This is a genomic window from Microbacterium sp. SLBN-154, assembly GCF_006715565.1.
Taxonomy (GTDB): domain Bacteria; phylum Actinomycetota; class Actinomycetes; order Actinomycetales; family Microbacteriaceae; genus Microbacterium.
In genome coordinates, this window is the sequence record NZ_VFNL01000001.1 from 1,949,404 (window position 1) to 1,972,466 (window position 23,063).

Genomic DNA, 23,063 nt, shown 5'->3' on the forward strand with positions numbered 1-23,063 from the left:
GTGCAGCCTCTCGAGGCCCTTCCGCTGGCCGACCTGCGGGAGCGATCCAGCGCGAAATGGCGGGCCTATCCCGCTGATGTGCTGCCGCTCTTCGTCGCGGAGACCGACTTCGCGCTGGCTCCGGCGATCTCGGCGCGGTTGAGCCGCGCGGTCGAGCTCGGGGATACCGGCTATACCGCGCCGGGATCGGGTGTCCGCGAAGCGTACGCCGGATTCGCGGGACGGCGCTTCGGCTGGCATCCGGATCCCGCCCTCATGCGGACCACGTGCGATGTGATGATGGGGGTCGTCGAGATCCTGCGTCAGGTGACCCGCCCGGGCGACCGGGTGGTCGTCATGCCGCCCGTCTACCCGCCCTTCTTCGACGCGGTGGCCGAGGCCGGCGCCGTGGTCTCGCCCGTCCCTCTCGTCGAGGGACGGGAGGGGCCGGAGATCGACCTCGCCGGTGTCGATGCGGCTCTCGCGGCGGGTGCCCGGGCGGTCCTGCTGTGCCACCCGCACAATCCCACCGGGACCGTGCACCAGCGACGAACCCTGGAGCGCCTGGCCGAGCTCGCCGCCGCCCACGATGCCGTCGTCCTGAGCGATGAGATCCACGCTCCTCTGGCGCAACCCGATGCCGGGTTCGTGCCGTTCCTGGCGGTCTCGGACACGGCGGCCTCGGTCGGGTTCGCCCTGGTCAGTGCCAGCAAGGCGTTCAATCTCGCCGGTCTGAAGTGCGCGATCATGGTCGCCGCTACCCCCGAACGCTTCGGAACGCTCCGGTCGCTTCCCGTCGAGGTCGAGTGGCGCACGGGTATCTTCGGCGCGCACGCGGCGATCGCGGCATTCGCCGACAGCGACGAATGGCTCGACGCGCTCCTGGCTCGGCTCGACGTCAATCGCCGGCTGCTCGACGAGCTCCTCGTCGCCCACCTCCCGCTCGCGCGCTATCGCATTCCACCAGCGGGATACCTCGGGTGGGTCGATCTGAGCGCGTACGGATGGGGGGATGACCCGGGGCGGCGCATTCTGCGGGAGGCACGCGTCGCGTTCCACTTCGGTCCGCAGTTCGGTGCGGAGGGTCGCGGACACGTGCGGATCAACTTCGGCTGCGGCCCCGACGTGCTGCGCGAGGCCGTGGCGCGCGTCGGCGCCCTCGCACACGCATGACCTCCTCCCGCGCGTCCGTCGACGTCGCACCCCCGTCGGTCTGGGGTCCGCCGTTCCTCTGGGTGACCGTCGGTGCGGTCGCCCTGATCTTCCTCGCAGCGACCCAGGCGCTTGCGGTGACCACGGTGATGCCGGTGGTCAGTGCCGACCTCGACGGCGACCGCCTCTACGCGGTCGCTTTCGCCGGGACTCTCGCAACCAGCGTCATCGGCATGGTGGCGGCGGGCGCCTGGTGCGACCGGGGCGGTGTGCTGGCGCCCCTCAGCACAGCGGTCGGGCTGTTCGTGATCGGTCTTCTGATCGCCGGGCTGGCCCCCAGCATGCCTGCTCTGGTGGCGGGGCGACTCGTTCAGGGTCTGGGAACCGGCGGGCAGACGGTCGCCCTGTACGTCGTCGTCGCACGGGTGTACCCCGGGATCGTGCATGGACGCGTCTTCGCGGCCTTCTCGGCCGCCTGGGTCGTCCCCTCGCTCATCGGCCCCTTCCTGGCAGGTGCCGTGGCGGAGTTCCTGCACTGGCGCTGGGTGTTCCTGGGGGTCGCGGTACTCACCGTCGTCGCCTATCTGCTCGTGGTGGCGCGCCTGCAGGGTCTTCCGCTTCACACCGACGAACCGGCCTCCGCGCGGGTGGGGCCACGGCTCGCGTGCGCTCTCGTCGTCGCCGTCGGCGCGCTCGGGCTCAGCCTGGCCGGTGAACTCGGCAGGTGGGCGTGGCTTGCGGTCATCGCCTCGGTCGTCGTCATCTCCCTCGCCGCGCGTCCGCTCCTGCCCCCCGGCGCGCTGCGTGCCGCCCGCGGGCTGCCCAGTGTGGTCCTCATGCGCGGCCTGATCGCGGGAGCGCTGTTCGGGGCCGAGATCTACATCCCCTACCTGCTCATCGACGATTACGGCTTCTCGCCGACCTGGGCGGGTCTGGGCCTCACGGCGGCCGCGTTGGCGTGGGCGGGCGCCGCGGAGGTGCAGGGCCGTGTCGGAGACCGCCTGGGCAACACCCGCATCACCGTCATCGGCTCGGCGCTGCTGGTCACCTCACTCCTCATCGCGGTGGCGACGGCGCTGCTGAGCCTCACCCCGGTGGTCCTGATCGCCGGATGGACCTTCGCGGGCGCCGGAATGGGACTGATGTACCCGCGACTGACGGTCCTGACGCTGGCGTACTCGACACCGCAGAACCAGGGCTTCAACTCCTCGGCGCTGTCGATCTCGGACGCCGTCGGCTCAGCGTCATCCATTGCGGTCATGGGGCTGGTCTTCACCCTGCTGGCCGGGACGGATGCCGGGTTCCCGACCGTCTTCGCGATCGGCATGCTTCTCGCGGTCGCCGCCCTGGTTCCGGGGCTCCGCCTCGGTCACGCACACGAGGCGCGGTCGAGCACCGGGGCCTGAGACCGTCGCGTCCTCACGCGGCTCAGTTCTCGGCGCGGCCCAGCCGCCAGTAGCCCATGAAGGCCACGGCACGCCGGTCCACACCCTGCTCGGTGACGAGATGGCGCCGAAGGGCCTTGATCGCGCTCGCCTCACCCGCCAGCCAGGAGTACAGGGGCGCGCTTTTGAGCGCCGCGCCCCCCTTCGCGGTGCGCGGAACCTCCCAGAGGATTCCCTCGTCGATGTCGATCTCCTCGATCTCGCCCCCGCGCCCCGCGGGGGCCAGGCGCTGCACCGCGTCCTCGACCGCCGTGACGAGGTGGGCGTGCCGAGGCCCGTCGCCCCGGGCGGCGACGAGGTAGTCGAAGCCGGGATGCCGCGGAAGGTAGTCCAGATCGCCCTCGTGCGGCACCTCCACCGCCACGACTCCTCGAGCGTCGGGGGCCAGCTGCTCCAGGATCACCGCGATGGCGGGGGCCGCGGTCTCGTCACCGGCGAGAAGCAGGTTCTCGGTGTGCCGGGGCGGGACGAAGTCGATTCCGAGACTCACGCCCTGGTCCGCGGTCGTCGGGGCGAGGATCAGCACCTCGTCGCCCTCAGCGGCGGCGGCGATCCACGCCGACGCCGGACCGGAGATCTCGTGAGCGACCATGTCGATGTCGACCTCCCGCGCGGCGTGGCGCACGGCGCGGGTGGTGTAGGTGCGAAAGGGGAGACGCCCGTCGTCGGGCTGCGCGCGCCACCGGGCGTACCAGTCCTCGCCGGTGGGCATCGCATCGAGCGGCAGGCTCGCTGTGGGGAAGACCACCTTCACGCGCTGGTCGTAGCCCGGATCCCCGTACTGGTCGAGGTCATCGCCGACGAACGTGAACCGACGGAAGCTCGGGGTCAGCTCGGTGATGCGCGAGACGCGCACGCGGAAGAAGCGCATGGCGCTCATCGGGAAGCCTCCGTGACGGGTTGGACGGCGGTGCGGGTGGCGTGGTGGCGGCCGCGGGGGAGGACGATCGGCGCCCCTGAGACGGGATCGTCGATGACGACCGCGTCCAGGTCGAAGACCTCGGCGATCAGTTCCCGCGTGAGGATGTCACGCGGCGGGCCCTCGGCGACGACGTGGCCGTCGCGCAGGGCGAACAGGTGATCGGCGTAGCGGGCGGCGAGGTTCATGTCGTGGAGCACCATCACGATCGTCGTGCCGCGGTCGCGATTCAGATCCGTGAGCAGGTCGAGCACCTCGATCTGGTGGGCGACGTCGAGGAACGTGGTCGGCTCGTCCAGCAGCAGGATGTCGGTCTCCTGCGCGAGGGCCATCGCGATCCACACCCGCTGCCGCTGGCCCCCCGACAATTCGTCGATCGGGCGGTCGGCGAGGTCGCTGGTCCCGGTCGCTTCCAGTGCCCGCGCGACGACCTCGTCGTCGTGGGCGCTCCATCGCGCGAGCGGGCGCTGATGGGGGTGGCGGCCCCGGCCGACGAGGTCGGCCACGGCGATCCCCTCGGGGGCGACGGGGCTCTGAGGGAGGAGCCCCAGCATCCTCGCGACCTCTTTGGAGCCCCGACGGTGCAGAGCCGTGCCGTCGAGGACCACCTGACCCGCGCGGGGCGCGATGAGACGGGACAGGGCTCGCAGAAGCGTGGACTTCCCGCAGCCGTTCGCACCGATGATCGCCGTGACCTGCCCGGGCGGGACCACGAGGTCGAGGCCGGAGACGATCGTGCGTTCGCCGAACGAGAGGGTCAGCCCTTCGGCGGCGAGGCGGTGCGTGATGGTCATAGCGAGCCTCCGGAGCGGTTCGTCCTGATGAGGAGGTAGACGAGGTACGGGGCGCCGAGGATGCCGGTGATGACGCCGACCGGCAGCCGGTTCTCGAACGCGAACTGGCCGAGGAGATCGGCGCTCATGACGAGGAGCGCGCCGACGAGGCCCGCGGGCACGAGGAGCGAGCCGGCCGGTCCGAACAGGCGCGCGGCGATGGGCCCCGACATGAACGCCACGAACGCGATCGGACCGGTGGCCGCTGTCGCGAACGCCAGCAGTGCGACGGCCGCGACGATGAGGAGGAGGCGGCTCGACGTCAGCGCGACACCGAGCCCCGCGGCGGCGTCGTCTCCCAGGCGCAGCAGGCCCAGGTTCCGTGACTGACCGATCATCACCGGGATGAGGATGACCGCGGCGATGACGACGGGTGACACCGTCTGCCAGTCGGCACCGTTGAGGCTGCCGGTGAGCCACCGCATCGCGACCTGCAGGTCCCAGGCTGCGGCACGGGAGAGGACGGAGGTGACGACACTGTCGAGCATGGCGGCCACGCCGATGCCGATCAGGACCAGACGCGTTCCGGCGAAGCCGTTGCGGTGGGAGAGGAGCCAGATCGCCAGGGCGGTCAGGACCGCCCCGCCCAGGGCCAGCAGCGAGACGGCCGTCTCGGAGAGCGACAGGACGACGATGCCGATGACGGCTGCCGCGCTGGCTCCGGAGCTGATGCCGATGATGTCGGGAGAGGCGAGCGGATTGCGCAGGAGGGACTGGAAGGTGACCCCGGCCATCCCGAAGGCCACCCCGGCGATGAACGCCAGGACGGCACGCGGAAGCCGCAGCTCACCGACGGTGAAGGACGCCCCGGCGACCTGTTCGCCGAGGACCACGCGGATGACCTCGCCGGGACCGTAGAAGGTGTTGCCGATCATGAGGGAAGCGAGGAAGACCCCGGCGATGGCGATCGACAGCGCCCCGACGACGACGGCGCGGCGGCGTGCCCGGCGCCTCCGGCCGTGTGCGATCGCCGACGCGGTGGTCTGCGCCGGGGTCGTCGACGGGGCCGCGGGTGCGTAGCGGAGGTCGATCACAGTTCACGCACCCGGCGTCGACGGACGATCCAGATGAAGAAGGGGGCTCCGATAAAGGCGGTGAGGATGCCGACCTCGATCTCCTCGGGACGCGCGACGACTCGCCCGACGACGTCGGCGAGGACGAGGAGGGCGGCGCCCATGACGGCCGACAGGGGAAGAAGCCAGCGATGGTCGGTGCCGATCAGCAGCCTGCACAGGTGCGGGATGACGAGGCCCACGAAGCCGATCGGGCCCGCGACCGCCGTCGCCGCGCCGCAGAGGATGACCGCGCCCGCGGTGGACAGCAGACGGGTGCGGCCGACGTTCTCGCCGAGTCCGGCGGCGAGGTCGTCGCCGAGCGCGAGGGAGTTCATGCCGCGGGCGGTCATGAGGCAGATGAGGGCGCCGACGGCGAGGACGGGCATGACGGCGAAAAGCCGGTCCCAGGTCGCGCCCCCGACGCCGCCGATCTGCCAGAAGCGGAAGCTCTCCATGACGTCCAGGCGGGGGAGGAGGATGGCGCTGACGAGCGACGCGAAGGCGGCCGAGACCGCCGCGCCGGCCAGAGCGAGCTTGAGCGGCGTCGCGCCGCCGCGGCCGAGCGAGCCGACGGCGTAGACGAAGACGGCGGCGGCACCCGCACCGGCGATCGCAAGGCCCATGCTGGCCCAGGGGTCGCTCAGCCCGAAGAAGGCCAGCCCGATGACGACCGCCAGGGCCGCTCCGCCGGAGACGCCGAGGATCCCCGGATCGGCGAGGGGATTCCGGGTGACGGCCTGCATGGTCGTTCCTGCGAGCGCGAGCGCGGCGCCGACGACGACGGCGAGCAGGGTCCGGGGGACGCGCGCGCCCACGACCGCCTCACCGACGGTCTCGGTGCTGCCCGAGAGGGCGGCCAGGAGCTCCGACACGCTGATGTTCCGAGCGCCGAACGCGATCGACGCGGCGCACAGCACCAGCAGCAGGGCGATGGACGCGCCCAGCCACGCCCATCGCACCGCGACCGGACGCCGCGCTGCGGCGGCATCCGATCGCGATGCGGGTGCGAGCGTCGTCGTCACGATTCGGGCGGCGTCAGTTCAGCGCGTCGGAGAGGAGGGTGAAGTATTCATCGATGCCCCAGCCGATCGAGAGCGGCGAGGGGTTCGCCGAGGCAGCGAGGGGCGTGCTGTTCTCGAGGACCGCGATGTTGCCGTTCGCGATCGCCGGGATCTGCGACAGCAGCGGGTCGGCCTGCAGCTGCGACACGAGCTCGCCGTCGGCATCGCCGTAGGTGACGAAGATGTCGACGTCGTCGAAGCGATCCGCTTCCTCGGCACTGACGCTGAGGAAGAACTCCTCGGTGTCGGCCGACATCTCCTCGACGGTGGTCGGCAGCGGCATCCCGAGCGACGCGAGGAACCCCGGCCGGGTGTCCAGCGCCGTGTAGAACCCGATCTGACTGAAGTCGGCCGGGTCGAGGTAGGAGAACAGCACCTGCGCCTCGGCGAGGTCGGAGTGGGCGGCCAGCGCCTCGTCCACCCGGGCGTGCAGGTCGTCGATGAGGGCGATGCCCTCCTCCGCGCGTCCGAGCGCGGTCGAGTTCAGCTCGATCATCTCCTCGTAGGAGGTGCCCCAGGCCACCTCGGGATAGGCGACCACGGGGGCGATCTTCGACAGGGTGTCGTAGTCCTCCTGCGTCAGGCCCGAATAGGCCGCGAGGATCACGTCGGGCTGAGTGTCGGCGACGGCTTCGAAGTCGATGCCGTCGGTCTCGTCGAACAGCACAGGTGTCTCGGCGCCGAGTGCGTCGAGCTCGTCCTCGACCCAGGGCAGCACACCGTCGCCGTCGTCATCGCCCCAGGTGGCCTTGCTCATCCCGACCGGAACGATGCCCAGTGCGAGCGGCACCTCGTGATTGCCCCACGCGACGGTCGCGATGCGCTCGGGCTCGTCGCTGATCGTCGTCTCGCCGAAGGCGTGGGTGATGGTCACCGGGAAGGGGCCCTCAGCCGAGGTGGCCGCGTCGACGGTGGTGCCGGTGGCGGCCGAACCGGCACAGCCGGCGAGCGAGAGTGTGACGACGAGGCCGGCGCCCAGCGCTGCAGCCATGCGGGAGTGAGTCAAGAAAGCCTCCAGGAGATTAGGACAGCCTTACTTTACCTGAGGCGGTGTGCAGCGCCCGTTCCGATGACGAAACCCCGGCCGCCGGGCCGGGGTTTCGCTCGATGTCGAGAGATCGGATGGCGTCAGCGACGATCCAGCCTGCGGACGAGCGCCCATGCGCCAGGGATGAGTGCGGCCGCGATCGCCGCCTTGATGATGCCTCCGACGATGAAGGGGAACAGGCCCGCTTCGAGAACCTGCCAGAAGGTCAGTTCCATTCCGAGGACGGCGTTGAGGATGAGGGCCATGTAGGGGATGCCGAAGAGGAACGGGATCGCGCTCGCCGCGACGAAGCCGAGGAACGCCAGGACGGGCCGTCGGTCCCAGGCGCGCTCGGCGAACCACCCCGCGACGGCCGCAGCGGCGATGAAGCCGATGATGAACCCGAAGCTCGGCTTGGCCACCGCCGCGATCGTCCCGGTGAAGTCGGCGAAGACGGGCAGGCCTGCGAGTCCGGCGAGCAGGTAGACGGTGAGGCTCGCGGCGCCGCGGCGGGCTCCGAGGGCGGCGCCGACCACGATCACACCGAGCGTCTGTCCGGTGATGGGCACGGGCCACAGCGGAATCGACACCTGCGCCAGTACGGCGACGAACAGTGCGCCGGCGGACACCAGGGCGGCGTCGACGGCGAAGGCGCGGGTGCGGGACGAGGGGCGCGCCACGACGTCTGCGAGGACGCGACGAGGGCGGGGAGCGACGGCGATCGATGACATGCGCTCAGCCTAGAAGACGCCACCGGCTGAGGCGAAGCCGATGCAGTCGTATACTGGGACGCTGGCCACTCGGCCTCTCCCTCCCTGCTGACCGATCGGACGTTCGCCGTGCTCGCCGTACACGACCTCGAGATCCGCGTGGGTGCCCGCGTGTTGATGTCCGAGGTGTCGTTCCGGGTGTCCGGCGGCGACAAGGTCGGTCTGGTGGGCCGCAACGGCGCCGGGAAGACGACCCTCACGAAGGTCCTCGCCGGTGACCTGCTTCCCTCCAACGGCCGCGTCGACCGTTCGGGAGAGATCGGCTACCTTCCGCAGGATCCTCGTTCCGGTGACCCGGAGATGCTCGCACGCACGCGCATCCTCGATGCACGAGGCCTCGGGACGATCGCGATCGGCATGCAGGAGTCGTCGGTGTCGATGGCCTCCGACGATCCCGACGTGGCGGCGCGTGCCATGCGTCGCTACGCCCAGCTCACCGAGCGGTTCGAAGCTCTGGGCGGGTATGCAGCCGAGGCCGAGGCCGCGTCGATCGCCCACAACCTGTCGCTTCCCGACCGCATCCTGGATCAGCCGCTGAAGACCTTGTCCGGCGGTCAGCGCCGGCGCATCGAGCTCGCCCGGATCCTGTTCTCGGACGCCGGCACGATGATCCTCGACGAGCCGACCAACCACCTCGATGCGGACAGCGTGGTGTGGCTGCGCGAGTTCCTCAAGGGCTACAAAGGCGGACTCATCGTGATCTCCCACGACGTGGAGTTGGTCGGTGAGACGGTGAACCGGGTGTTCTACCTCGACGCCAACCGCCAGGTGATCGACGTCTACAACATGAACTGGAAGAACTACCTGCGCCAGCGGGTGGCCGACGAGGAACGCCGGAAGAAGGAACGCGCGAACGTCGAGAAGAAGGCCACCGTGCTGCAGCAGCAGGCGGCCCGGTTCGGGGCGAAGGCCTCGAAGGCTGCCGCTGCCCACCAGATGGTGGCGCGGGCGGAAAAGATGCTGGCAGGCCTCGACGAGGTCCGCCAGGAGGATCGGGTCGCCAAGCTCCGTTTCCCCAAGCCCGCCCCGTGCGGGAAGACGCCGCTGACCGCCGCCGGCCTGTCGAAGTCCTACGGATCGCTGGAGATCTTCACCGACGTCGACCTCGCCATCGACCGCGGCTCGAAGGTCGTCGTCCTCGGCCTCAACGGTGCCGGCAAGACGACACTGCTGCGCATCCTCGCGGGGGTGGACGCCCCCGATACCGGTCAGGTCGATCCGGGCCACGGACTGAAGATCGGCTATTACGCACAGGAGCACGAGAACCTCGATGTCTCGCGGTCGGTGCTGGACAACATGATGTCGGCGGCGCCGAACATCACCGCCACCGAGGCTCGCAAAGTCCTCGGCTCGTTCCTCTTCACCGGTGACGACGTGCTCAAACCCGCCGGGGTGCTCTCGGGCGGAGAGAAGACGCGCCTGTCGCTGGCGACGCTCGTGGTCTCGAGCGCCAACGTGCTCCTGCTCGACGAGCCGACCAACAACCTCGACCCCGCATCGCGCGAGGAGATCCTCGATGCCCTCGCGCACTACGAGGGCGCCGTCGTCCTCGTCTCGCACGACGAGGGCGCCGTTCACGCCCTGAACCCGGAGCGGGTTCTCATCCTGCCGGACGGTGTCGAGGACATCTGGGGACGCGATTACGCCGAGTTGATCTCGCTGGCGTGATCCGCACTCCGTCCGCGTCGGATCTCAGGTCCGACGATCGGAGCCGGCAGCGTCGAGCAGGGCGTCCTCTTCGCTCGCGTCGGGATCGTTGCGACGCCTCCCTCGGCGCGCTCGCGGGACGACGTCGTCGACGGCCGTGGCCGAAGGAGGCGAGTCGGCGCGGGCGGAAGGGGCGCCCGTTCCGTCATCCTCCTGGTCCTCCCGCCGGTACCGGAGTTCGGTGCGGATGATGTAACCGATGAAGATGAACCCCATGATCGCGAACAGGATCCACTGGATCGCGTAGGACAGGTGGGGACCGGGGTCTTCGGACGGGATCTCGAGAGCCGTCGGCGCAGCGGGGGCGGCCGGATCCTCGCTCGACATCAGCGCGTAGAGAGACGGCTGCAGGGCGTTCGCGGTGTCGGCGGGCAGACGCTCTGCGACCAGAGCGATGTTGATGGTCGGCACCTGGCCCTCGGGTGCCGACCGGCCCGACCGTGGCGCCGCCTCCTCCGGTCGGAGACGAGCCTCGACCGTCACCGTCCCCGCCGGTGGCGCCGGGACCGCGTCGGGCTCGGCCTGATCGGCACCCGGGGGAACCCAGCCGCGATTGATCAGGACGACCCTGCCGTCATCCATGCGGAACGGCACGAGGACTTCGAAAGCCGCGGTGCCCCCGTGCGGCCGGTTGCGTACGAGCAGTTGTTCGTCGCCGAGGTACTGCCCGATGAGCTCGACCGGACGCCACTCGTCCTCGGGGTCGAGCGCCGATCCGGTGGGAACCACCTCTTCGAGGGGCACCGCGGCGGCGTCGTAATTCTGCTCCACGATCCGCAGCTCGGTGGCGCGCTCGGCGTTGCGCGAGAACTGCCAGTTCGACAGGAAGGCGCACGCGATCGCGAAGAGCACGGCCACGAGTGCGTATCCGGTCCAGCGGACCACGGCGGAAGATCTCGTCGCCGTCACGGTCCGCTGACCACCGGATCGAGGGGGGACACATCGAGAGGGAACGAGCGCGCGGCGAGGAACTCGCGCAGATACTCGCGATGCTCGTCGCAGGCCACCCACGACTTCCACCGATCAGCGCTGTGGATGCGGGGATTCCGCCAGCGGATCAGCCACGACGCCGCGGCGCGGCATCCCGCGCGTGAGCACTGCGCCGGTGACTCGCCGGTGCTCACTCGCCCTCTCCGCGCCGCGGGGGCGGAGCGGACTCCTGGATGCGCAGAACGCGGTCGGCCGGGGCGGGCGGCGGCGCCGAGTCGACCGGCGTCGCGATCTGGCGCTCCGGATTCTCCGAGCGCGCCACGCGATCCGTCGCGCCGACGTTGGCGAACACCACAGCCACGTAGGGGAGGAAGACCGCGCCGAGGGCGAACACCCAGGTGTACCAGCCGTAGGGGGTGATGAGAACCATCAGCACGAAGCACAGGACGCGCACACCCATCATGGCGAGGTAACGCGCCGACCGCGCACCGGAATCGTCACGAGGTGCGCGGGGCAGCGACGTGGCGGATGGAGGCCTCGACGAGCGGTTCACGATGGGATAAGGGTACGCCGCGTGGAGGGAGGCGGCTCCGGCCGAGATCAACACTTTCTCGATCGCAAGAGATCTCGACGACGGCGACGCGCGACCGGCCTGCTCAGGAGAGCGTGCCGGTGGTGGCGCTGCCGATGATCAGCGGCAGGAAGGACAGGAAGAACAGCACCAACAGAAGGATGAACCCGAGGCCGACGTACCCGACGATCATGCCGGCGAGTGCGAGACCGCGGCCCTGCTCGCCGGTGCGCTTGATCTGCGAAAGGGCCATGTGGCCCGTGATCACGCCGACGAGCGAGCCGATGAAGGGGAGGACGACGAACGATGCGATGGACGAGATGAGGGAGACGATCGCCAGGACATTCGTCCTCGGGGCCGCGTACGCGCCGTACGGCGCGTTCCCGTACGGAGGCTGGCTCCCGTACGGGGCGGTCGCGCCGTAGGGGGACGGGCCGGGGTAGGGGGTCTGTGCGGGCGGCTGACCGTAGGCCGGCGGCTGAGCGGGCGCCGAGGAGCCCTGCGGGGATCCGGGGTACGGCGGAACCGCGGGGGTGGTCGGATCGGTGCCCTGCGGGTTCTCGGGTGTGCTCACGGTGCGCCCTTTCTCGTCTCACTCCAGCGTTTCAGGCCGCCGTCCCGGGTGTCAAACCTGCCTGGCTAGGCTGTGAGGATGAGCAACGAACGTGTCGTCCTGGTCACCGGCGGAAACCGCGGCATCGGGCGGTCCATCGCCGAGCGCTTCGTGGCCGACGGCTACCGGGTGGCCGTCACCGCCCGTTCGGGCGAGGGCCCCGACGGCGCGCTCACCGTCCGGGCCGACGTCACCGACGCCGCCTCGCTCGATGCGGCGATGACGGAGGTGGAGCAGGCTCTCGGTCCCGTGACGATCGTCGTCGCGAACGCCGGGATCACGCGCGACACCCTCCTGATGCGCATGAGCGAGGACGATTTCGACAGCGTCGTCGCCACCAACCTCGGTGGGGCGTTCCGGGTGGTCAAGCGGGCGTCGAAGGGCATGATCCGCGCACGATTCGGGCGCATCATCCTCATCTCCAGCGTGGTCGGCCTCTACGGTTCCGCCGGGCAGGTGAACTACGCGGCCTCCAAGAGCGGACTCGTGGGGTTCGCGCGGTCGCTCACCCGCGAGCTCGGGGCGCGGGGGATCACGACGAACGTCGTCGCACCGGGGTTCATCGAGACCGACATGACCGCCGAGCTGCCCGCTGACACCCAGGCCGAGTACAAGAAGAACATCCCCGCCGGACGCTTCGGCGACGCGGCCGAGGTCGCGGGCGTCGTCGCGTGGCTGGCCTCCGACGACGCGGCCTACATCTCCGGCGCGGTGATCCCGGTCGACGGCGGACTCGGCATGGGGCACTGACCCGGGCGGTCGTCATCGCGACGGATCACCGTCCGAGCGCCTCCGCGATCGCACGCGCGACGGCATCGGGCTTGGAGAACTGCGGCCAGTGGCCGCTGGCCTCATCGGGCGCGCGGAGCGAGACGGCGCGCAGGGGGCCGTGCGCGGCGAGGCCGGCGGCCCACGCGGGCGGATCCTGACGGATCTCCTCGATCTGCTCGGGCGAGACGGTGTTGGTGAGGATCGTCGCCGGGATCTCGCGGCGCCGGTCGTCGGTGAGCGAGACGGGGTCGGTGGGGACTCGGCGGGGCACCACCCCGATATGCGCCATGGCCCGATCCCGCACGTCCGGATGGAGGTCGTCGACGTCGTCATCGTCGAAGAAGTCCCACCCGGGGAACGGCACGGTGTCGTCGTCGACCGGGAACTCGGAGATGATGCCGCCGTCTGACGGCGGGAAGGTGTCGAGGAACACCAGGTGCGCCACCTTCGTCGGCCGGAGGTCGGCGGCGCCGTAGATCACGTTGCCGCCTCCGCTGTGACCGACCAGAGCGACGGGAGGCTCCCGCCTGTCGATCTCGGCCACGACGGCATCGATCCATTCGCCGATGCCGATGTCGGCGGTTGCAGGGTCGGGAGGGATGTCGCCGCGCCGGATGCCCGGCATGGTGAGGGGGACGGGTGCGAGCCCGGCGGCTCGCAGACCCGGCACCACCTCATCCCACGACGACGCAGTGAGCCAGAGTCCGGGAACCAGGAGGACGTCCATGGCCGCCACCGTACTCCCGGTCTGCGACACCGCCCTACGGCAGGAGGGGGATCACCTCGCGCAGATCCACCGGCCCGATCACGAGGTCGGCCCGTTCCCGGACGAGCGGCTTGGCGTTGAAGGCGAGGCCGAGTCCGGCGACCAACATCATCAGGAGATCGTTCGCACCGTCGCCGATCGCGACGGTGCGCTCTCGCGGAACGCCGTGGTCATCGGCCCACGCCACGAGGGTGGCTGCTTTCCCCTCGGCGTCGACGATCGCACCGGAGACCTGGCCGGTCAGCGCGTCGTGCGCGACGGCGAGCCGGTTGGCCCGCCACAGATCGACACCGAGCGACGGCGCGATGTGGTCGAGGATCTCGTGGAAGCCGCCGGAGACGACGCCGACGATTCCGCCGCGGTCATGCACCGCGGCGATGAGCTCGGCGGCCCCCGGGGTCGGCTCGACTCGTGCGCGCACGCGGTCGAGCGCCGCCAGCGGAACTCCGGTCAGCTTCGCCACCCGGGCGCGCAGGCTCGTGGCGAAGTCGACCTCGCCGCGCATCGCCGCCTCCGTGGCGGCGGCGACCTCCGCTCCGCGGCCGGCCTCATCGGCGATGAGTTCGATCACCTCGTTGCGGATCAGGGTCGAATCGGCGTCGAGGACGACGAGGAATCGCGCGGGGTCGCTCACCCGTCCACCGTAGCGGCGGACCGAGGGTCACCGATCGACGAAGACTCCCTTGCCGACCACGGTGATCCCGCTGTCGGTGACGGTGAATCCGCGGGCGATGTCGCGTTCGCGGTCGACCCCCACGGTGGCCCCGTCGGCAAGGACGACGTTCTTGTCGAGGATGGCGCGATGGATCCTGGCGCCGGCACCCACCTGCACGTGGTCGAACAGCACGGCATCGGTGATCGTCGAGCCCCCGGCTGCGAGCGTCCACGGACCGACCACGCTGCGCTCGAGATGCGTCCCGGAGAGGACCGAACCCAGCGAGACGATCGAATCGATGGAGTTGCCGATCCGGCCCACCGAGTCGCGGACGAACTTCGCGGGCGGCGAGTTGACGGCCTGCGAGTGGATCGGCCACTGCATGTTGTAGAGGTTGTAGACGGGCAGCGTCGAGATGAGATCCTGGTGGGCCTCGAAGAACGAGTCGATCGTCCCGACGTCGCGCCAGTACGACCGGTCGCGATCGGTCGACCCCGGCACGTCGTTGCGGACCATGTCGTAGACGCCCGCCTCACCGCGACCGACGAAGTACGGGACGATGTCCCCGCCCATGTCGTGGTTGGAGGTCGGGATCTCGCCGTCGGCCTCGACCGCCTCGATCAGAGCGTCGGCGTCGAAGATGTAGTTGCCCATGGACGCGAGCACCTGATCGGGCGCATCCGCCAAGCCCTCGGGGTGCTGCGGCTTCTCGAGGAAGTCGCGGATGCGGCTCGGGTCGTCGGGATCGACGTCGATGACGCCGAACTGGTCGGCCAGCGAGATCGGCTGGCGGATGCCGGCCACCGTGGCCCGGGCGCCCGACTCGATGTGCGCGGCGAGCATCTGCCGGAAGTCCATGCGGTACACGTGGTCGGCGCCGATCACGATGACGATGTCGGGCTGCTCGTCGTTGATGAGGTTCAGGCTCTGGAGGATCGCATCCGCCGACCCCGAGAACCAGCGCTTGCCGAGCCGCTGCTGCGCGGGCACCGAGGCGACGTAGGAGTCCAGCAGGGCCGACATCCGCCACGTCTGCGACACGTGACGGTCGAGGCTGTGGGACTTGTACTGGGTGAGGACGACGATCTGTCGGAGCCCCGAGTTGATGAGGTTCGATATCGCGAAGTCGATGAGCCGGTACTGGCCGCCGAACGGCACGGCGGGCTTGGCGCGGTCGGCGGTCAGGGGCATGAGTCGCTTCCCCTCGCCGCCGGCGAGGATGATTCCGAAGACCTTCGGCGCTGCAGGCATGGCACCACCCTAGGCCCGGTTTCGCGCTGGTACCCAGCGACTGTCCAGAGATGCCGACGTGTACTAGGTTTCGACCCATGCGCGTGGACATGATCACCAAGGAATACCCGCCGGAGATCTACGGAGGCGCCGGGGTGCACGTCACCGAACTGGTCCGGGCGCTGCGAGACGGGGGCACCGGGTCGCCGGTCGACGTGCGCGTGCGCGCGTTCGGGGCCGACCGTGACGAGGCGGCCACGACCTCGTACCGGGTGCCCGCAGAGCTGACCGGCGCCAACGCCGCGGTGCAGACCCTCGGCACCGACCTCGAGATCGTGCCGGATGTCGCCGGCGCCGACGTCGTGCACAGTCACACCTGGTACGCCAACTTCGCCGGCCACCTCTCCTCGCTTCTGCACGGCATCCCGCACGTGCTCACCGCGCACAGCCTCGAGCCGCTTCGGCCGTGGAAGGCCGAACAGCTCGGCGGGGGATACGCGGTGTCCAGCTGGGTGGAGAAGGTCGCCTACGAGCACGCTGCGGCGATCGTGGCGGTCAGCGAAGGCATGCGCGCGGACATCCTCCGCAGCTACCCCGCGGTCGATCCGGGCAAGGTGCGAGTCATCTACAACGGGATCGACACCGGCTCATGGCACCCCGTGACGGACGATCCCCTCCTGTCCCGACTGGGAGTCGACCCGGCACGGCCGTCGGTCGTCTTCGTCGGTCGGATCACCCGGCAGAAGGGTCTGCCGTATCTTCTGCGCGCCGCGGCCCAGCTGCCGCCGGAGGTGCAGCTGGTGCTGTGCGCCGGTGCTCCGGACACCCCGCAGATCATGGCGGAGGTGGAGGAGCTCGTCCGAGGCCTCCAGGAAACGCGCGACGGAGTGGTGTGGCTGGACCGCCTGCTCTCGCGCCACGAACTGTGCACCGTGCTCACCGCCGCGACCGCCTTCGTCTGCCCCTCGGTGTACGAGCCCCTCGGGATCGTGAACCTCGAGGCGATGGCGTGCGGCGCCGCGGTCGTCGGCACCGCCACGGGCGGCATCCCCGAGGTCGTCGTCGACGGGGTCACCGGCCGTCTCGTGCCGATCGAGCAGATGGACGACGGCACGGGGACGCCGCTGGACCCCGACCGGTTCGTCGACGACCTCGCCGCCGCCCTCACCGACGTGGTCGCCGACCCCACTCGGGCCCGGGCGTGGGGGGATGCGGGGCGACAGCGGGCGATCTCCGACTTCAGCTGGCACAGCATCGCCGCTCAGACGGCCGCTCTGTACCGGGAGGTCGCCGCGGCGCCGTGACGGCGGGGGCCCGGCCGATAGGCTGGGGTCATGCCGCAGGTGCTGGAGTTCTCCGACGTCGTCGTCCGCAGAAACGCCCGTGACATCGTCGATCACCTCGACTGGGAGGTCAGCGACGATCAGCGGTGGGTGGTGCTCGGCCCCAACGGTGCGGGGAAGACCACGATCCTCCAGCTCGCGGACACCCTGATCCATCCGACCTCCGGTGCGGTCACGATCCTCGGCGAGCGCCTCGGTCGGACGGATGTCTTCGAGCTGCGTCCGCGCATCGGCTTCGCCTCCAGCGCCATGGCGCGGCGGATCCCCGAGGACGAGACCGTTCTCAACGTCGTCCTGACCGCGGCGTTCTCCGTGGTCGGGCGCTGGCGCGAGGACTACGAGGACATCGACGAGCGCCGAGCCCTGCGCGTCCTCGCCGAGTGGCGTCTGGACGAGCTGGCCGATCGCACGTTCGGCACGCTGTCGGATGGTGAGCAGAAGCGCGTGCAGATCGCGCGCTCCATCATGACCGACCCGGAGCTGCTGCTCCTGGACGAACCGACCGCCAGCCTGGATCTCGGTGCGCGGGAGGAGCTGCTGCTGCTGCTGGGCGGGTACGCTCAGGCGCCGACCACGCCGGCGATGGTGATGGTCACGCACCACGTGGAGGAGATCCCCGTGGGCTTCACCCATGTTCTGCTGCTCCGCGAGGGGCGCGCCGTCGCGGCCGGGCCGCTCTCCGAGGCGCTGACGGGGGAGTCGCTGACGGAGACCTTCGGCACGCCGATCACGCTCCGCGAGGAAGACGGACGCTTCACCGCCCGCGCTGCCCGGTGACGACCGCGCCCGCTGTCCGGCGGAACCCGGTTCGGTGGTCCGGGCCGACGCCTGGTAGACTCATCCGCTGGTGCTCTCGCACAACAGACTTTCCGTCGCTCCCGCAAGGATTCCCATGAAGACTGACATCCACCCCGACTACCGCGCGGTCGTTTTCCGCGACCTCGGCTCGGGCGAGACCTTCCTCACCCGTTCCACCGTCACCAGCGACAAGACGATCGACCTCGATGGTGTCGAGTACCCCGTCATCGACGTCGAGATCTCGTCGGCGTCGCACCCGTTCTACACGGGCAAGCAGCGCATCCTCGACTCGGCCGGTCGCGTCGAGAAGTTCAACCAGCGCTTCAAGAACTTCGGCGGCCGCTGAGCCACCGCGAAGAAGCCCCCGACCGCGGTCGGGGGCTTCTTCGCGTCATCGCACCGGCCACGTGCCGTCGATCGGATCGCCGGCATCGATGCGACCGATCCTCACGAAGTACTCGGTGAGGCTGGCAGCCTGGTCGCGCGCCCACGCGATCTGCTCGACGTGGATCTGACGAGCTGTCGACGGGAGCAGGCCCCGGTATCGGCGAGCGAGGGCCTGGGCCACGCGTCCCGCCGCCCGCGCATCAGCAGCCGCTTCATGCGCCTCGTCGAGGGTGACCGCGTAGTGCTCCGCCACCCTCGTGAGGGTGCGCTTCCCCCGTCGATAGCGGTCGTAGTGCCGGTCGATGACGAGCGGATCGAAGACCGGATTCGGATGCTCCAGCGGCACGACGCCGTGCCGAAGGGCTTCGTGGCGCAGCAGCGAGAAGTCGTAGGCGGCGTTGTAGGCGACCACCGGAATGCCGGCGTCGAGGATGCCGCGGAGACACCCGACCACCTCGGCCACGACCTCCGCTGCGGGCCGGCCCGTGGCGCGGGCCTCGGCGGTGGTGATCCCGTGCACAGCGGTCGCCGCCGGGGGGATCTCCACACCGGGGTCGGCCCGCCACGACCGACCGCAGACCGCTGTGCCCGTGGCATCCAGCAACCCGACGTGCGCCGTCACGACCCTGTCGGTGCGGACATCCACACCCGTGGTCTCGAGGTCGAACACCCCCACGACACAGAGCCACGGCGGCGGGTCGTCGCGGAGGGGAACCGGAGCCGACGCAGCGGGATCGGGGACGGAGCGAGGGATCGTCATGGCTCCGCACCGTACGCGCCGGTCCCGACATCGGCTCCCGGTTAGACTCGAGCGTGTCGATTCCGCACCCGGAGGTTCCCGCCCCGCGCGCCGTGGTGCCCGAGGGCGACCGGGTGGAGGTCCTGGGCGGTCGGACCGCCTACTGGACATACGGGCCCGCCGACGCCGCCGTCACCGTGCTCGCGGTGCACGGGTTCCGCGGCGACCACCACGGGTTGGCCGCGATCATCGGGCTTCTGCCCGATATGCGCGTGATCGTCCCCGACCTTCCCGGTTTCGGGGATTCGACCCCCCTTCCCGGGCGGCGACACGACATCGACGCCTACCGCGCCTGGCTCACCGCGCTCCACGCGACCCTCGCCCCGGAGGCGGTGATCCTGGGTCACTCGTTCGGCTCGATCGTGGCATCGGCGGCGGTGGCCGGAGGGCTTCCGACGTCACGGCTCATCCTCATCAACCCCATCGGCGCGCCGGCGCTGGAGGGTCCCCGTGGCCTCCTCACCCGTCTCGCGGTGCTCTACTACCGGATGGGCGCCCGCCTGCCGCGCCCGGCTGGGGAGTGGGTGCTTCGGCAGCGTGCGATCGTCCGCGGGATGAGTGTCGCGATGGCCAAGACGCGCCGCCGCGATCTGCGCCGTTACATCCACGACCAGCACGATCGATACTTCTCGCGCTTCGCCGACCGTGACGTCCTCCGCGAGGCGTTCGAAACCTCGGTCGGCAACGACGTGCGGGTTTTCGCGCCCGAGATCGCGCAGCCGACGCTCCTCATCGTCGCCGAGCGCGACGACATCACACCCCTTGCCGCGCAGCGGCGGCTGCGGACGCTGTTCCCCCGGGCGGAGCTGGTGGAGATCCCCGAGGTGGGGCACCTGATCCACTACGAGACCCCCGGGCCCGCAGCCGCCGCCATCACTCGCTTTCTTGCGCCTTCCGCTGCCGATACGCGTTGACGTTCATCCGGTTCCCGCAGTTGCCGGTGTCGCAGTAGCGCTTGGACTTGTTCTTGGAGAAATCGACGTAGACACCGTCGCAGTCATCGGCGGCGCACCGCCGCACGCGGTCGTACTCGTCGGCGCGGATGACGTCCACGAAGGCCATGGCCGCTTCGACGAGCACCCGCGTGGCCAGGGGGGCATCGTCGGACGTGGCGTGGATGTGCCAGTCCATTCCGTCATGCTTCATCAGACGGGGGAGGGCATGTCCGCGTCGCAGCATCTCGTTGACCAGGGGCACCGCTCCGTCGCGGTCGACGTCCCACAGCCCCTGCAGCGGTCGGCGAACTCCGCGCAGCGCCGAGAGTTCGGCGTCATCACGACGGATGACGCCGGTGTAGGGGTTGATCCGCAGGTATTCATCGAACTGCTCGAGGGTCGTGAGGGTGTCCGCCGCGTCGACACCACCCACGCCGGGGAGGGTGTTGACCAGGTACGCGGCAGCACGGAGATTGCTCTCGGTGTCATGAATGAACACCATGTTGACTCCTGACATCGGCCGACGCTAGTGTCACCAGTGTACGCATGCTTGACTCCTGACAGACGGATGACCTGATGACCGCGACCGCCCCGCTCCCCGTGCTTCCCCTGGTCGTTCCCGCGGCTGCGTCGCGGGCGGCCACCACGGGCCTGGTGATGGCCCTGGCCTCGGCATTGGCATTCTCCTCGAGCGGGCCGTTCATGAAGCCGCTGCTGGAGGCCGGGTGGTCGCTCGGAGCCGCGCTCCTGGTGCGGATGGGTGTCGCCGCCCTCGTCCTCCTGCCGGCCCTGTTGGTGGCCATTCGTCGCCAGCGCGGGTTCGTCCGACGCCACTGGCCCCTCATCGTCGCCTTCGGGCTCATGCCGGTGCTCGGATGTCAGCTGCTCTTCTTCTCGGCGATGCAGCGCATGCCGGTGGCGGTGGCGCTTCTCATCCAGTACCTGGCACCCGTGATCCTCGTCGTCGCGGTCTGGATCCGCACCCGCCGGCGGCCGTCGGTGCTCGTCCTCGCGGGGTCGGTGGTCGCGGTTCTGGGTCTGGTGCTCGTCGTCGACATCTCCGGAGCCGCGTTCGACCCGATCGGCGTGCTGTTCGCGCTCGGCGCGGCGGTGTGCGTCTGCGCGTACTTCGTCATCGCCGAGCGCGCCGGAGGCGATCTGCCGCCCCTTGCGCTGGCCGCCGCCGGACTGCTGTTCGGCAGCCTGGTGATGGCCGTGCTGTGCGCGACCGGCGTTCTGCCGTTCCGCGCCGTCGCCGTGACGGTGACGCTGGCGGGGGCGGAGGTGGCGTGGTGGCTGCCGCTGCTGTGGGTCGCTGCGGTGGCGACCACGGTCGGATACGGTCTGGGGGTGATGGCCGTGCCGCGGATCGGCTCCCGCGTAGGGTCCTTCGTCGGACTGTCGGAGGTGCTTTTCGCCCTGGCCTTCGCCTGGATCTTCCTCTCGGAGATCCCCGCCGCCGTTCAGTTCGTCGGCGGAGCGCTCATCCTCGTCGGCGTGATCCTCGTCCGCCTCGACGCGGCGTCCTCGGTCGATGCCCGGGGAGCAGGGGTTACGCGTCCCGTCGTGCCAGCTCCATGAGCGGCCGCACGCGGTAGCCGATGACCTCTCCCATGACAAGGGAGGTCTCGGTACGCTCGACGCCCTCGATGGCGAGGATCCGGGCATCGGTGTCGAAGAGGTGCTGAGTGTCGCGACAGGCGACGCGCACCAACAGATCGACCTGGCCGCTCAAGCCGTGGACCTGAACGATCTCGGGCACGCGTCCGAGCTCGGCGGTGATGCGGGGGAGATCGGCCTGTCGCACGATGACGCTGAGGAACGCCTCGATCGGGAAGCCGAGGGCCTCCGGCGAGATCGCGCGTTCGTAGGAGAGGAACACGCCGGCGCGCTCGAGTCGCGACATCCGTGCCTGGACCGTGTTGCGCGACAGGCCCAGTCGCTCCGCCAGCGCGACGACCGTGGCGCGCGGATCGTCCGAGAGGGCGGCGAGAAGCTCGAGATCGACGTGATCGAGAGTGCTCATACTGCGAAAGATTAGCAGGCTGAATCACCCCAGTCTGCGCATGTTGCTCAATCATCGCGAAGAAGCTTGAGCTAGGTGACAGAACGAGTAGCCTCAGGCTTGTCAGCGAAGCTGCTGGCGACTCACGCGCGGCGCTTCACGAGAGCCTCGCCTCGAGGAGGGATGACAACGGTGCACACCCTGAATCCGATGGCTGATCTGGCCACCGATGTGGACGACGTCGCTCGTCTACTGACCCCCGCCGGCGAACGCGTCGTCGATCCCGATCTGCAGCAGTGGATCGAGGATGTCGACACCGCCGCCATCCAGCGGCTCTACCGTGACATGGTGCTGCTGCGCCGCATCGACGCGGAGGGCGTGGCTCTCCAGCGGCAGGGCCAGGTGGGTCTGTGGCCGCCGTGCCAGGGGCAGGAGGCGACGCAGATCGGCACCGCCCGCGCGCTGCGTGCGGACGACTTCGCCTTCCCGAGCTATCGCGAGACCGGCGTCGTCTACGCACGGGGCGGCAAGCCCTCCGACTACGTCCTGGCCTGGCGCGGCGAGGGCCACTCCACCTACAACCCCTACAAGCTGCACACGGCGACTCAGCAGATCATCATCGGCGCCCAGTCGCTCCATGCGGTCGGCTACGCGATGGGCGTCCAGCGCGACGGGGGCGACCAGGTGGCCGCCGCCTACTTCGGAGACGGCGCGACCAGCCAGGGCGATGTCAACGAAGCGATGGTGTTCGCCTCCTCGTTCGGTGCGCCGGTGGTCTTCGTCTGCACGAACAACCAGTGGGCCATCTCCGAGCCGGTCAGCGTCCAGGCGCGGTTCCCGATCGCAGGGCGCGCGCCCGGGTTCGGCATCCCCAGCATGCGCGTGGACGGCAACGACGTGCTGGCGTGCCTCGCCGCGATGCGGTGGGCGGTCGACCACGCCCGGAAGGGCCGCGGCCCGGCGTTCCTCGAGGCCGTCACCTATCGCATGGGTCCGCACACCACCTCGGACGACCCGACACGCTACCGCGACAAGGAGGAGGTCGAGATCTGGCGTCGCCGCGATCCGATCGACCGGGTGGAGGCGCTGCTGCGTGCCGAGGATGCGTTCGACGACGGCTTCGTCGCCGAGGTCGCCGCTGACGCCGACGCGCTCGCCGCCGAGGTGCGCCAGGCTGCGATGGGGGCGGTGACCCGGGAGCCGCTGTCGATCTTCGACGACGTCTATGCCGAGCCCCACTCCGGCATCGACGAGCAGCGTGTTGCCTACGCCGCGTACCTCAACGGCTTCGCCGCGACGCAGGAGAGCTGAC

Annotated in this window: 26 protein-coding genes; 10 read left to right on the top strand and 16 right to left on the bottom strand. The window is 70.0% G+C overall.

Translation table 11 applies throughout. The features are described 5' to 3' along the window. Together FBY40_RS09475 and FBY40_RS09480 are read left to right on the top strand one after the other, a co-directional pair. Positions 1-1,152 (top strand): MalY/PatB family protein, encoded by a 1,152-nt coding sequence (locus tag FBY40_RS09475; protein ID WP_141938252.1) that lies wholly within the window; start codon positions 1-3, stop codon positions 1,150-1,152. Then, a complete protein-coding gene (locus FBY40_RS09480; RefSeq protein ID WP_141938254.1) occupies positions 1,149-2,537 on the top strand; it encodes an MFS transporter in 1,389 nt (462 codons plus the stop codon). Before FBY40_RS09475 ends, FBY40_RS09480 begins: the two co-directional genes overlap by 4 nt. Positions 2,538-2,559: 22 nt before the next feature. Here FBY40_RS09480 and FBY40_RS09485 read toward each other — a convergent pair whose 3' ends face one another. From FBY40_RS09485 to FBY40_RS09510, 6 genes are all read right to left on the bottom strand, one after another. After that, a complete protein-coding gene (locus FBY40_RS09485) occupies positions 2,560-3,456 on the bottom strand; it encodes a siderophore-interacting protein (protein ID WP_141938255.1) in 897 nt (298 codons plus the stop codon). Next, positions 3,453-4,289 carry an ABC transporter ATP-binding protein gene (locus FBY40_RS09490; protein WP_141938257.1) on the bottom strand — a complete coding sequence of 279 codons (837 nt, stop codon included), beginning with the start codon at positions 4,287-4,289 and terminating at the stop codon, positions 3,453-3,455. Before FBY40_RS09490 ends, FBY40_RS09485 begins: the two co-directional genes overlap by 4 nt. After that, entirely contained in the window at positions 4,286-5,362 is a 1,077-nt protein-coding gene (locus FBY40_RS09495) for a FecCD family ABC transporter permease (protein ID WP_442922860.1), read from the bottom strand. The genes FBY40_RS09490 and FBY40_RS09495 overlap by 4 nt, the downstream gene beginning before the upstream one ends. After that, positions 5,359-6,405, bottom strand: coding sequence for a FecCD family ABC transporter permease (locus tag FBY40_RS09500; protein ID WP_141938259.1), 1,047 nt, complete (start codon positions 6,403-6,405; stop codon positions 5,359-5,361). Before FBY40_RS09500 ends, FBY40_RS09495 begins: the two co-directional genes overlap by 4 nt. Positions 6,406-6,418: 13 nt before the next feature. Next, positions 6,419-7,435, bottom strand: coding sequence for an iron-siderophore ABC transporter substrate-binding protein (locus tag FBY40_RS09505; RefSeq protein WP_141938261.1), 1,017 nt, complete (start codon positions 7,433-7,435; stop codon positions 6,419-6,421). 137 nt (positions 7,436-7,572) lie between these two features. Then, positions 7,573-8,202 carry a biotin transporter BioY gene (locus FBY40_RS09510; RefSeq protein ID WP_141938262.1) on the bottom strand — a complete coding sequence of 210 codons (630 nt, stop codon included), beginning with the start codon at positions 8,200-8,202 and terminating at the stop codon, positions 7,573-7,575. Between the two features lie 108 nt (positions 8,203-8,310). On the opposite strand from FBY40_RS09510, the gene FBY40_RS09515 reads away from it, so the two are divergent. Next, a complete protein-coding gene (locus FBY40_RS09515) occupies positions 8,311-9,909 on the top strand; it encodes an ABC-F family ATP-binding cassette domain-containing protein (protein ID WP_141938264.1) in 1,599 nt (532 codons plus the stop codon). A gap of 24 nt (positions 9,910-9,933) precedes the next feature. On the opposite strand, the gene FBY40_RS09520 is transcribed toward FBY40_RS09515, so the two are convergent. The 4 genes from FBY40_RS09520 to FBY40_RS09535 form a co-directional block, all read right to left on the bottom strand. Next, positions 9,934-10,833, bottom strand: coding sequence for an SURF1 family cytochrome oxidase biogenesis protein (locus tag FBY40_RS09520; RefSeq protein ID WP_141938266.1), 900 nt, complete (start codon positions 10,831-10,833; stop codon positions 9,934-9,936). A 20-nt stretch (positions 10,834-10,853) separates the two neighbouring features. Beyond that, positions 10,854-11,072, bottom strand: a complete 219-nt coding sequence (locus FBY40_RS09525; RefSeq protein ID WP_141938268.1) for a hypothetical protein — start codon at positions 11,070-11,072, stop codon at positions 10,854-10,856. Continuing rightward, positions 11,069-11,341 carry a DUF3099 domain-containing protein gene (locus tag FBY40_RS09530; RefSeq protein WP_235015081.1) on the bottom strand — a complete coding sequence of 91 codons (273 nt, stop codon included), beginning with the start codon at positions 11,339-11,341 and terminating at the stop codon, positions 11,069-11,071. Before FBY40_RS09530 ends, FBY40_RS09525 begins: the two co-directional genes overlap by 4 nt. A gap of 193 nt (positions 11,342-11,534) precedes the next feature. Then, entirely contained in the window at positions 11,535-12,023 is a 489-nt protein-coding gene (locus FBY40_RS09535; RefSeq protein WP_141938272.1) for a DUF4190 domain-containing protein, read from the bottom strand. Positions 12,024-12,101: 78 nt separating this feature from the next. Here FBY40_RS09535 and FBY40_RS09540 point away from each other — a divergent pair, with 78 nt between their 5' ends. Then, entirely contained in the window at positions 12,102-12,812 is a 711-nt protein-coding gene (locus FBY40_RS09540; protein WP_141938274.1) for a beta-ketoacyl-ACP reductase, read from the top strand. A 25-nt stretch (positions 12,813-12,837) separates the two neighbouring features. Here the strand turns inward: FBY40_RS09540 and FBY40_RS09545 are convergent, their stop codons facing one another. Genes FBY40_RS09545 through FBY40_RS09555 form a run of 3 tightly spaced genes read right to left on the bottom strand, consistent with a single transcriptional unit; the run spans position 12,838 to position 15,505 of the window. Further along, a complete protein-coding gene (locus tag FBY40_RS09545; RefSeq protein ID WP_200829966.1) occupies positions 12,838-13,560 on the bottom strand; it encodes an alpha/beta fold hydrolase in 723 nt (240 codons plus the stop codon). 34 nt (positions 13,561-13,594) lie between these two features. Then, positions 13,595-14,233: a phosphoserine phosphatase SerB gene (gene serB, locus FBY40_RS09550; RefSeq protein ID WP_141938276.1), complete on the bottom strand. Its 639-nt coding sequence runs from the start codon at positions 14,231-14,233 to the stop codon at positions 13,595-13,597. A gap of 27 nt (positions 14,234-14,260) precedes the next feature. Continuing rightward, the gene (locus tag FBY40_RS09555; RefSeq protein ID WP_124293102.1) at positions 14,261-15,505 is read right to left on the bottom strand and encodes a glucose-1-phosphate adenylyltransferase; all 1,245 of its coding nucleotides are present in this window, start codon (positions 15,503-15,505) and stop codon (positions 14,261-14,263) included. 77 nt (positions 15,506-15,582) lie between these two features. On the opposite strand from FBY40_RS09555, the gene glgA reads away from it, so the two are divergent. The 3 genes from glgA to FBY40_RS09570 all read left to right on the top strand — a co-directional run bounded on the left by glgA (position 15,583) and on the right by FBY40_RS09570 (position 17,971). Further along, positions 15,583-16,788: a glycogen synthase gene (glgA, locus tag FBY40_RS09560; protein ID WP_141938278.1), complete on the top strand. Its 1,206-nt coding sequence runs from the start codon at positions 15,583-15,585 to the stop codon at positions 16,786-16,788. A gap of 30 nt (positions 16,789-16,818) precedes the next feature. Further along, positions 16,819-17,604 carry an ABC transporter ATP-binding protein gene (locus tag FBY40_RS09565; protein ID WP_141938280.1) on the top strand — a complete coding sequence of 262 codons (786 nt, stop codon included), beginning with the start codon at positions 16,819-16,821 and terminating at the stop codon, positions 17,602-17,604. Positions 17,605-17,719: 115 nt separating this feature from the next. After that, on the top strand, positions 17,720-17,971 hold the full coding sequence (locus FBY40_RS09570; RefSeq protein WP_141938282.1) for a type B 50S ribosomal protein L31: 252 nt from the start codon (positions 17,720-17,722) through the stop codon (positions 17,969-17,971). A 45-nt stretch (positions 17,972-18,016) separates the two neighbouring features. Here FBY40_RS09570 and FBY40_RS09575 read toward each other — a convergent pair whose 3' ends face one another. Further along, positions 18,017-18,772 (bottom strand): exonuclease domain-containing protein, encoded by a 756-nt coding sequence (locus FBY40_RS09575; RefSeq protein ID WP_141938284.1) that lies wholly within the window; start codon positions 18,770-18,772, stop codon positions 18,017-18,019. A 53-nt stretch (positions 18,773-18,825) separates the two neighbouring features. Here FBY40_RS09575 and FBY40_RS09580 point away from each other — a divergent pair, with 53 nt between their 5' ends. Continuing rightward, the gene (locus tag FBY40_RS09580; RefSeq protein ID WP_442922861.1) at positions 18,826-19,725 is read left to right on the top strand and encodes an alpha/beta fold hydrolase; all 900 of its coding nucleotides are present in this window, start codon (positions 18,826-18,828) and stop codon (positions 19,723-19,725) included. Here FBY40_RS09580 and FBY40_RS09585 read toward each other — a convergent pair. Then, complete coding sequence (locus FBY40_RS09585) at positions 19,685-20,248, bottom strand: CGNR zinc finger domain-containing protein (protein WP_141940116.1); 564 nt, start codon at positions 20,246-20,248, stop codon at positions 19,685-19,687. The genes FBY40_RS09580 and FBY40_RS09585 overlap by 41 nt on opposite strands. Positions 20,249-20,322: 74 nt before the next feature. Between FBY40_RS09585 and FBY40_RS09590 the strand changes: the two genes are divergently transcribed. Beyond that, entirely contained in the window at positions 20,323-21,327 is a 1,005-nt protein-coding gene (locus FBY40_RS09590) for an EamA family transporter (protein ID WP_141938286.1), read from the top strand. On the opposite strand, the gene FBY40_RS09595 is transcribed toward FBY40_RS09590, so the two are convergent. Continuing rightward, positions 21,299-21,772, bottom strand: a complete 474-nt coding sequence (locus FBY40_RS09595) for an Lrp/AsnC family transcriptional regulator (protein ID WP_141938287.1) — start codon at positions 21,770-21,772, stop codon at positions 21,299-21,301. The two genes, FBY40_RS09590 and FBY40_RS09595, sit on opposite strands and share 29 nt — an antisense overlap. Positions 21,773-21,934: 162 nt before the next feature. On the opposite strand from FBY40_RS09595, the gene pdhA reads away from it, so the two are divergent. After that, on the top strand, positions 21,935-23,062 hold the full coding sequence (gene pdhA, locus FBY40_RS09600; protein WP_141938289.1) for a pyruvate dehydrogenase (acetyl-transferring) E1 component subunit alpha: 1,128 nt from the start codon (positions 21,935-21,937) through the stop codon (positions 23,060-23,062). Position 23,063: the final 1 nt, after the last annotated feature.

Excerpts from the sequence above, each read along its gene's own strand:
- FBY40_RS09480 (WP_141938254.1), top strand. The coding sequence starts at position 1,149 with ATGACCTCCTCCCGCGCGTCCGTCGACGTCGCACCCCCGTCGGTCTGG.
- FBY40_RS09485 (WP_141938255.1), bottom strand. The coding sequence starts at position 3,456 with ATGAGCGCCATGCGCTTCTTCCGCGTGCGCGTCTCGCGCATCACCGAG.
- FBY40_RS09490 (WP_141938257.1), bottom strand. The coding sequence starts at position 4,289 with ATGACCATCACGCACCGCCTCGCCGCCGAAGGGCTGACCCTCTCGTTC.
- FBY40_RS09505 (WP_141938261.1), bottom strand. The coding sequence starts at position 7,435 with ATGGCTGCAGCGCTGGGCGCCGGCCTCGTCGTCACACTCTCGCTCGCC.
- FBY40_RS09510 (WP_141938262.1), bottom strand. The coding sequence starts at position 8,202 with ATGTCATCGATCGCCGTCGCTCCCCGCCCTCGTCGCGTCCTCGCAGAC.
- FBY40_RS09530 (WP_235015081.1), bottom strand. The coding sequence starts at position 11,341 with ATGATGGGTGTGCGCGTCCTGTGCTTCGTGCTGATGGTTCTCATCACC.
- FBY40_RS09540 (WP_141938274.1), top strand. The coding sequence starts at position 12,102 with ATGAGCAACGAACGTGTCGTCCTGGTCACCGGCGGAAACCGCGGCATC.
- FBY40_RS09545 (WP_200829966.1), bottom strand. The coding sequence starts at position 13,560 with ATGGACGTCCTCCTGGTTCCCGGACTCTGGCTCACTGCGTCGTCGTGG.
- FBY40_RS09555 (WP_124293102.1), bottom strand. The coding sequence starts at position 15,505 with ATGCCTGCAGCGCCGAAGGTCTTCGGAATCATCCTCGCCGGCGGCGAG.
- glgA (WP_141938278.1), top strand. The coding sequence starts at position 15,583 with ATGCGCGTGGACATGATCACCAAGGAATACCCGCCGGAGATCTACGGA.
- FBY40_RS09565 (WP_141938280.1), top strand. The coding sequence starts at position 16,819 with ATGCCGCAGGTGCTGGAGTTCTCCGACGTCGTCGTCCGCAGAAACGCC.
- FBY40_RS09570 (WP_141938282.1), top strand. The coding sequence starts at position 17,720 with ATGAAGACTGACATCCACCCCGACTACCGCGCGGTCGTTTTCCGCGAC.
- FBY40_RS09575 (WP_141938284.1), bottom strand. The coding sequence starts at position 18,772 with ATGACGATCCCTCGCTCCGTCCCCGATCCCGCTGCGTCGGCTCCGGTT.
- FBY40_RS09585 (WP_141940116.1), bottom strand. The coding sequence starts at position 20,248 with ATGGTGTTCATTCATGACACCGAGAGCAATCTCCGTGCTGCCGCGTAC.
- FBY40_RS09590 (WP_141938286.1), top strand. The coding sequence starts at position 20,323 with ATGACCGCGACCGCCCCGCTCCCCGTGCTTCCCCTGGTCGTTCCCGCG.
- FBY40_RS09595 (WP_141938287.1), bottom strand. The coding sequence starts at position 21,772 with ATGAGCACTCTCGATCACGTCGATCTCGAGCTTCTCGCCGCCCTCTCG.
- pdhA (WP_141938289.1), top strand. The coding sequence starts at position 21,935 with ATGACAACGGTGCACACCCTGAATCCGATGGCTGATCTGGCCACCGAT.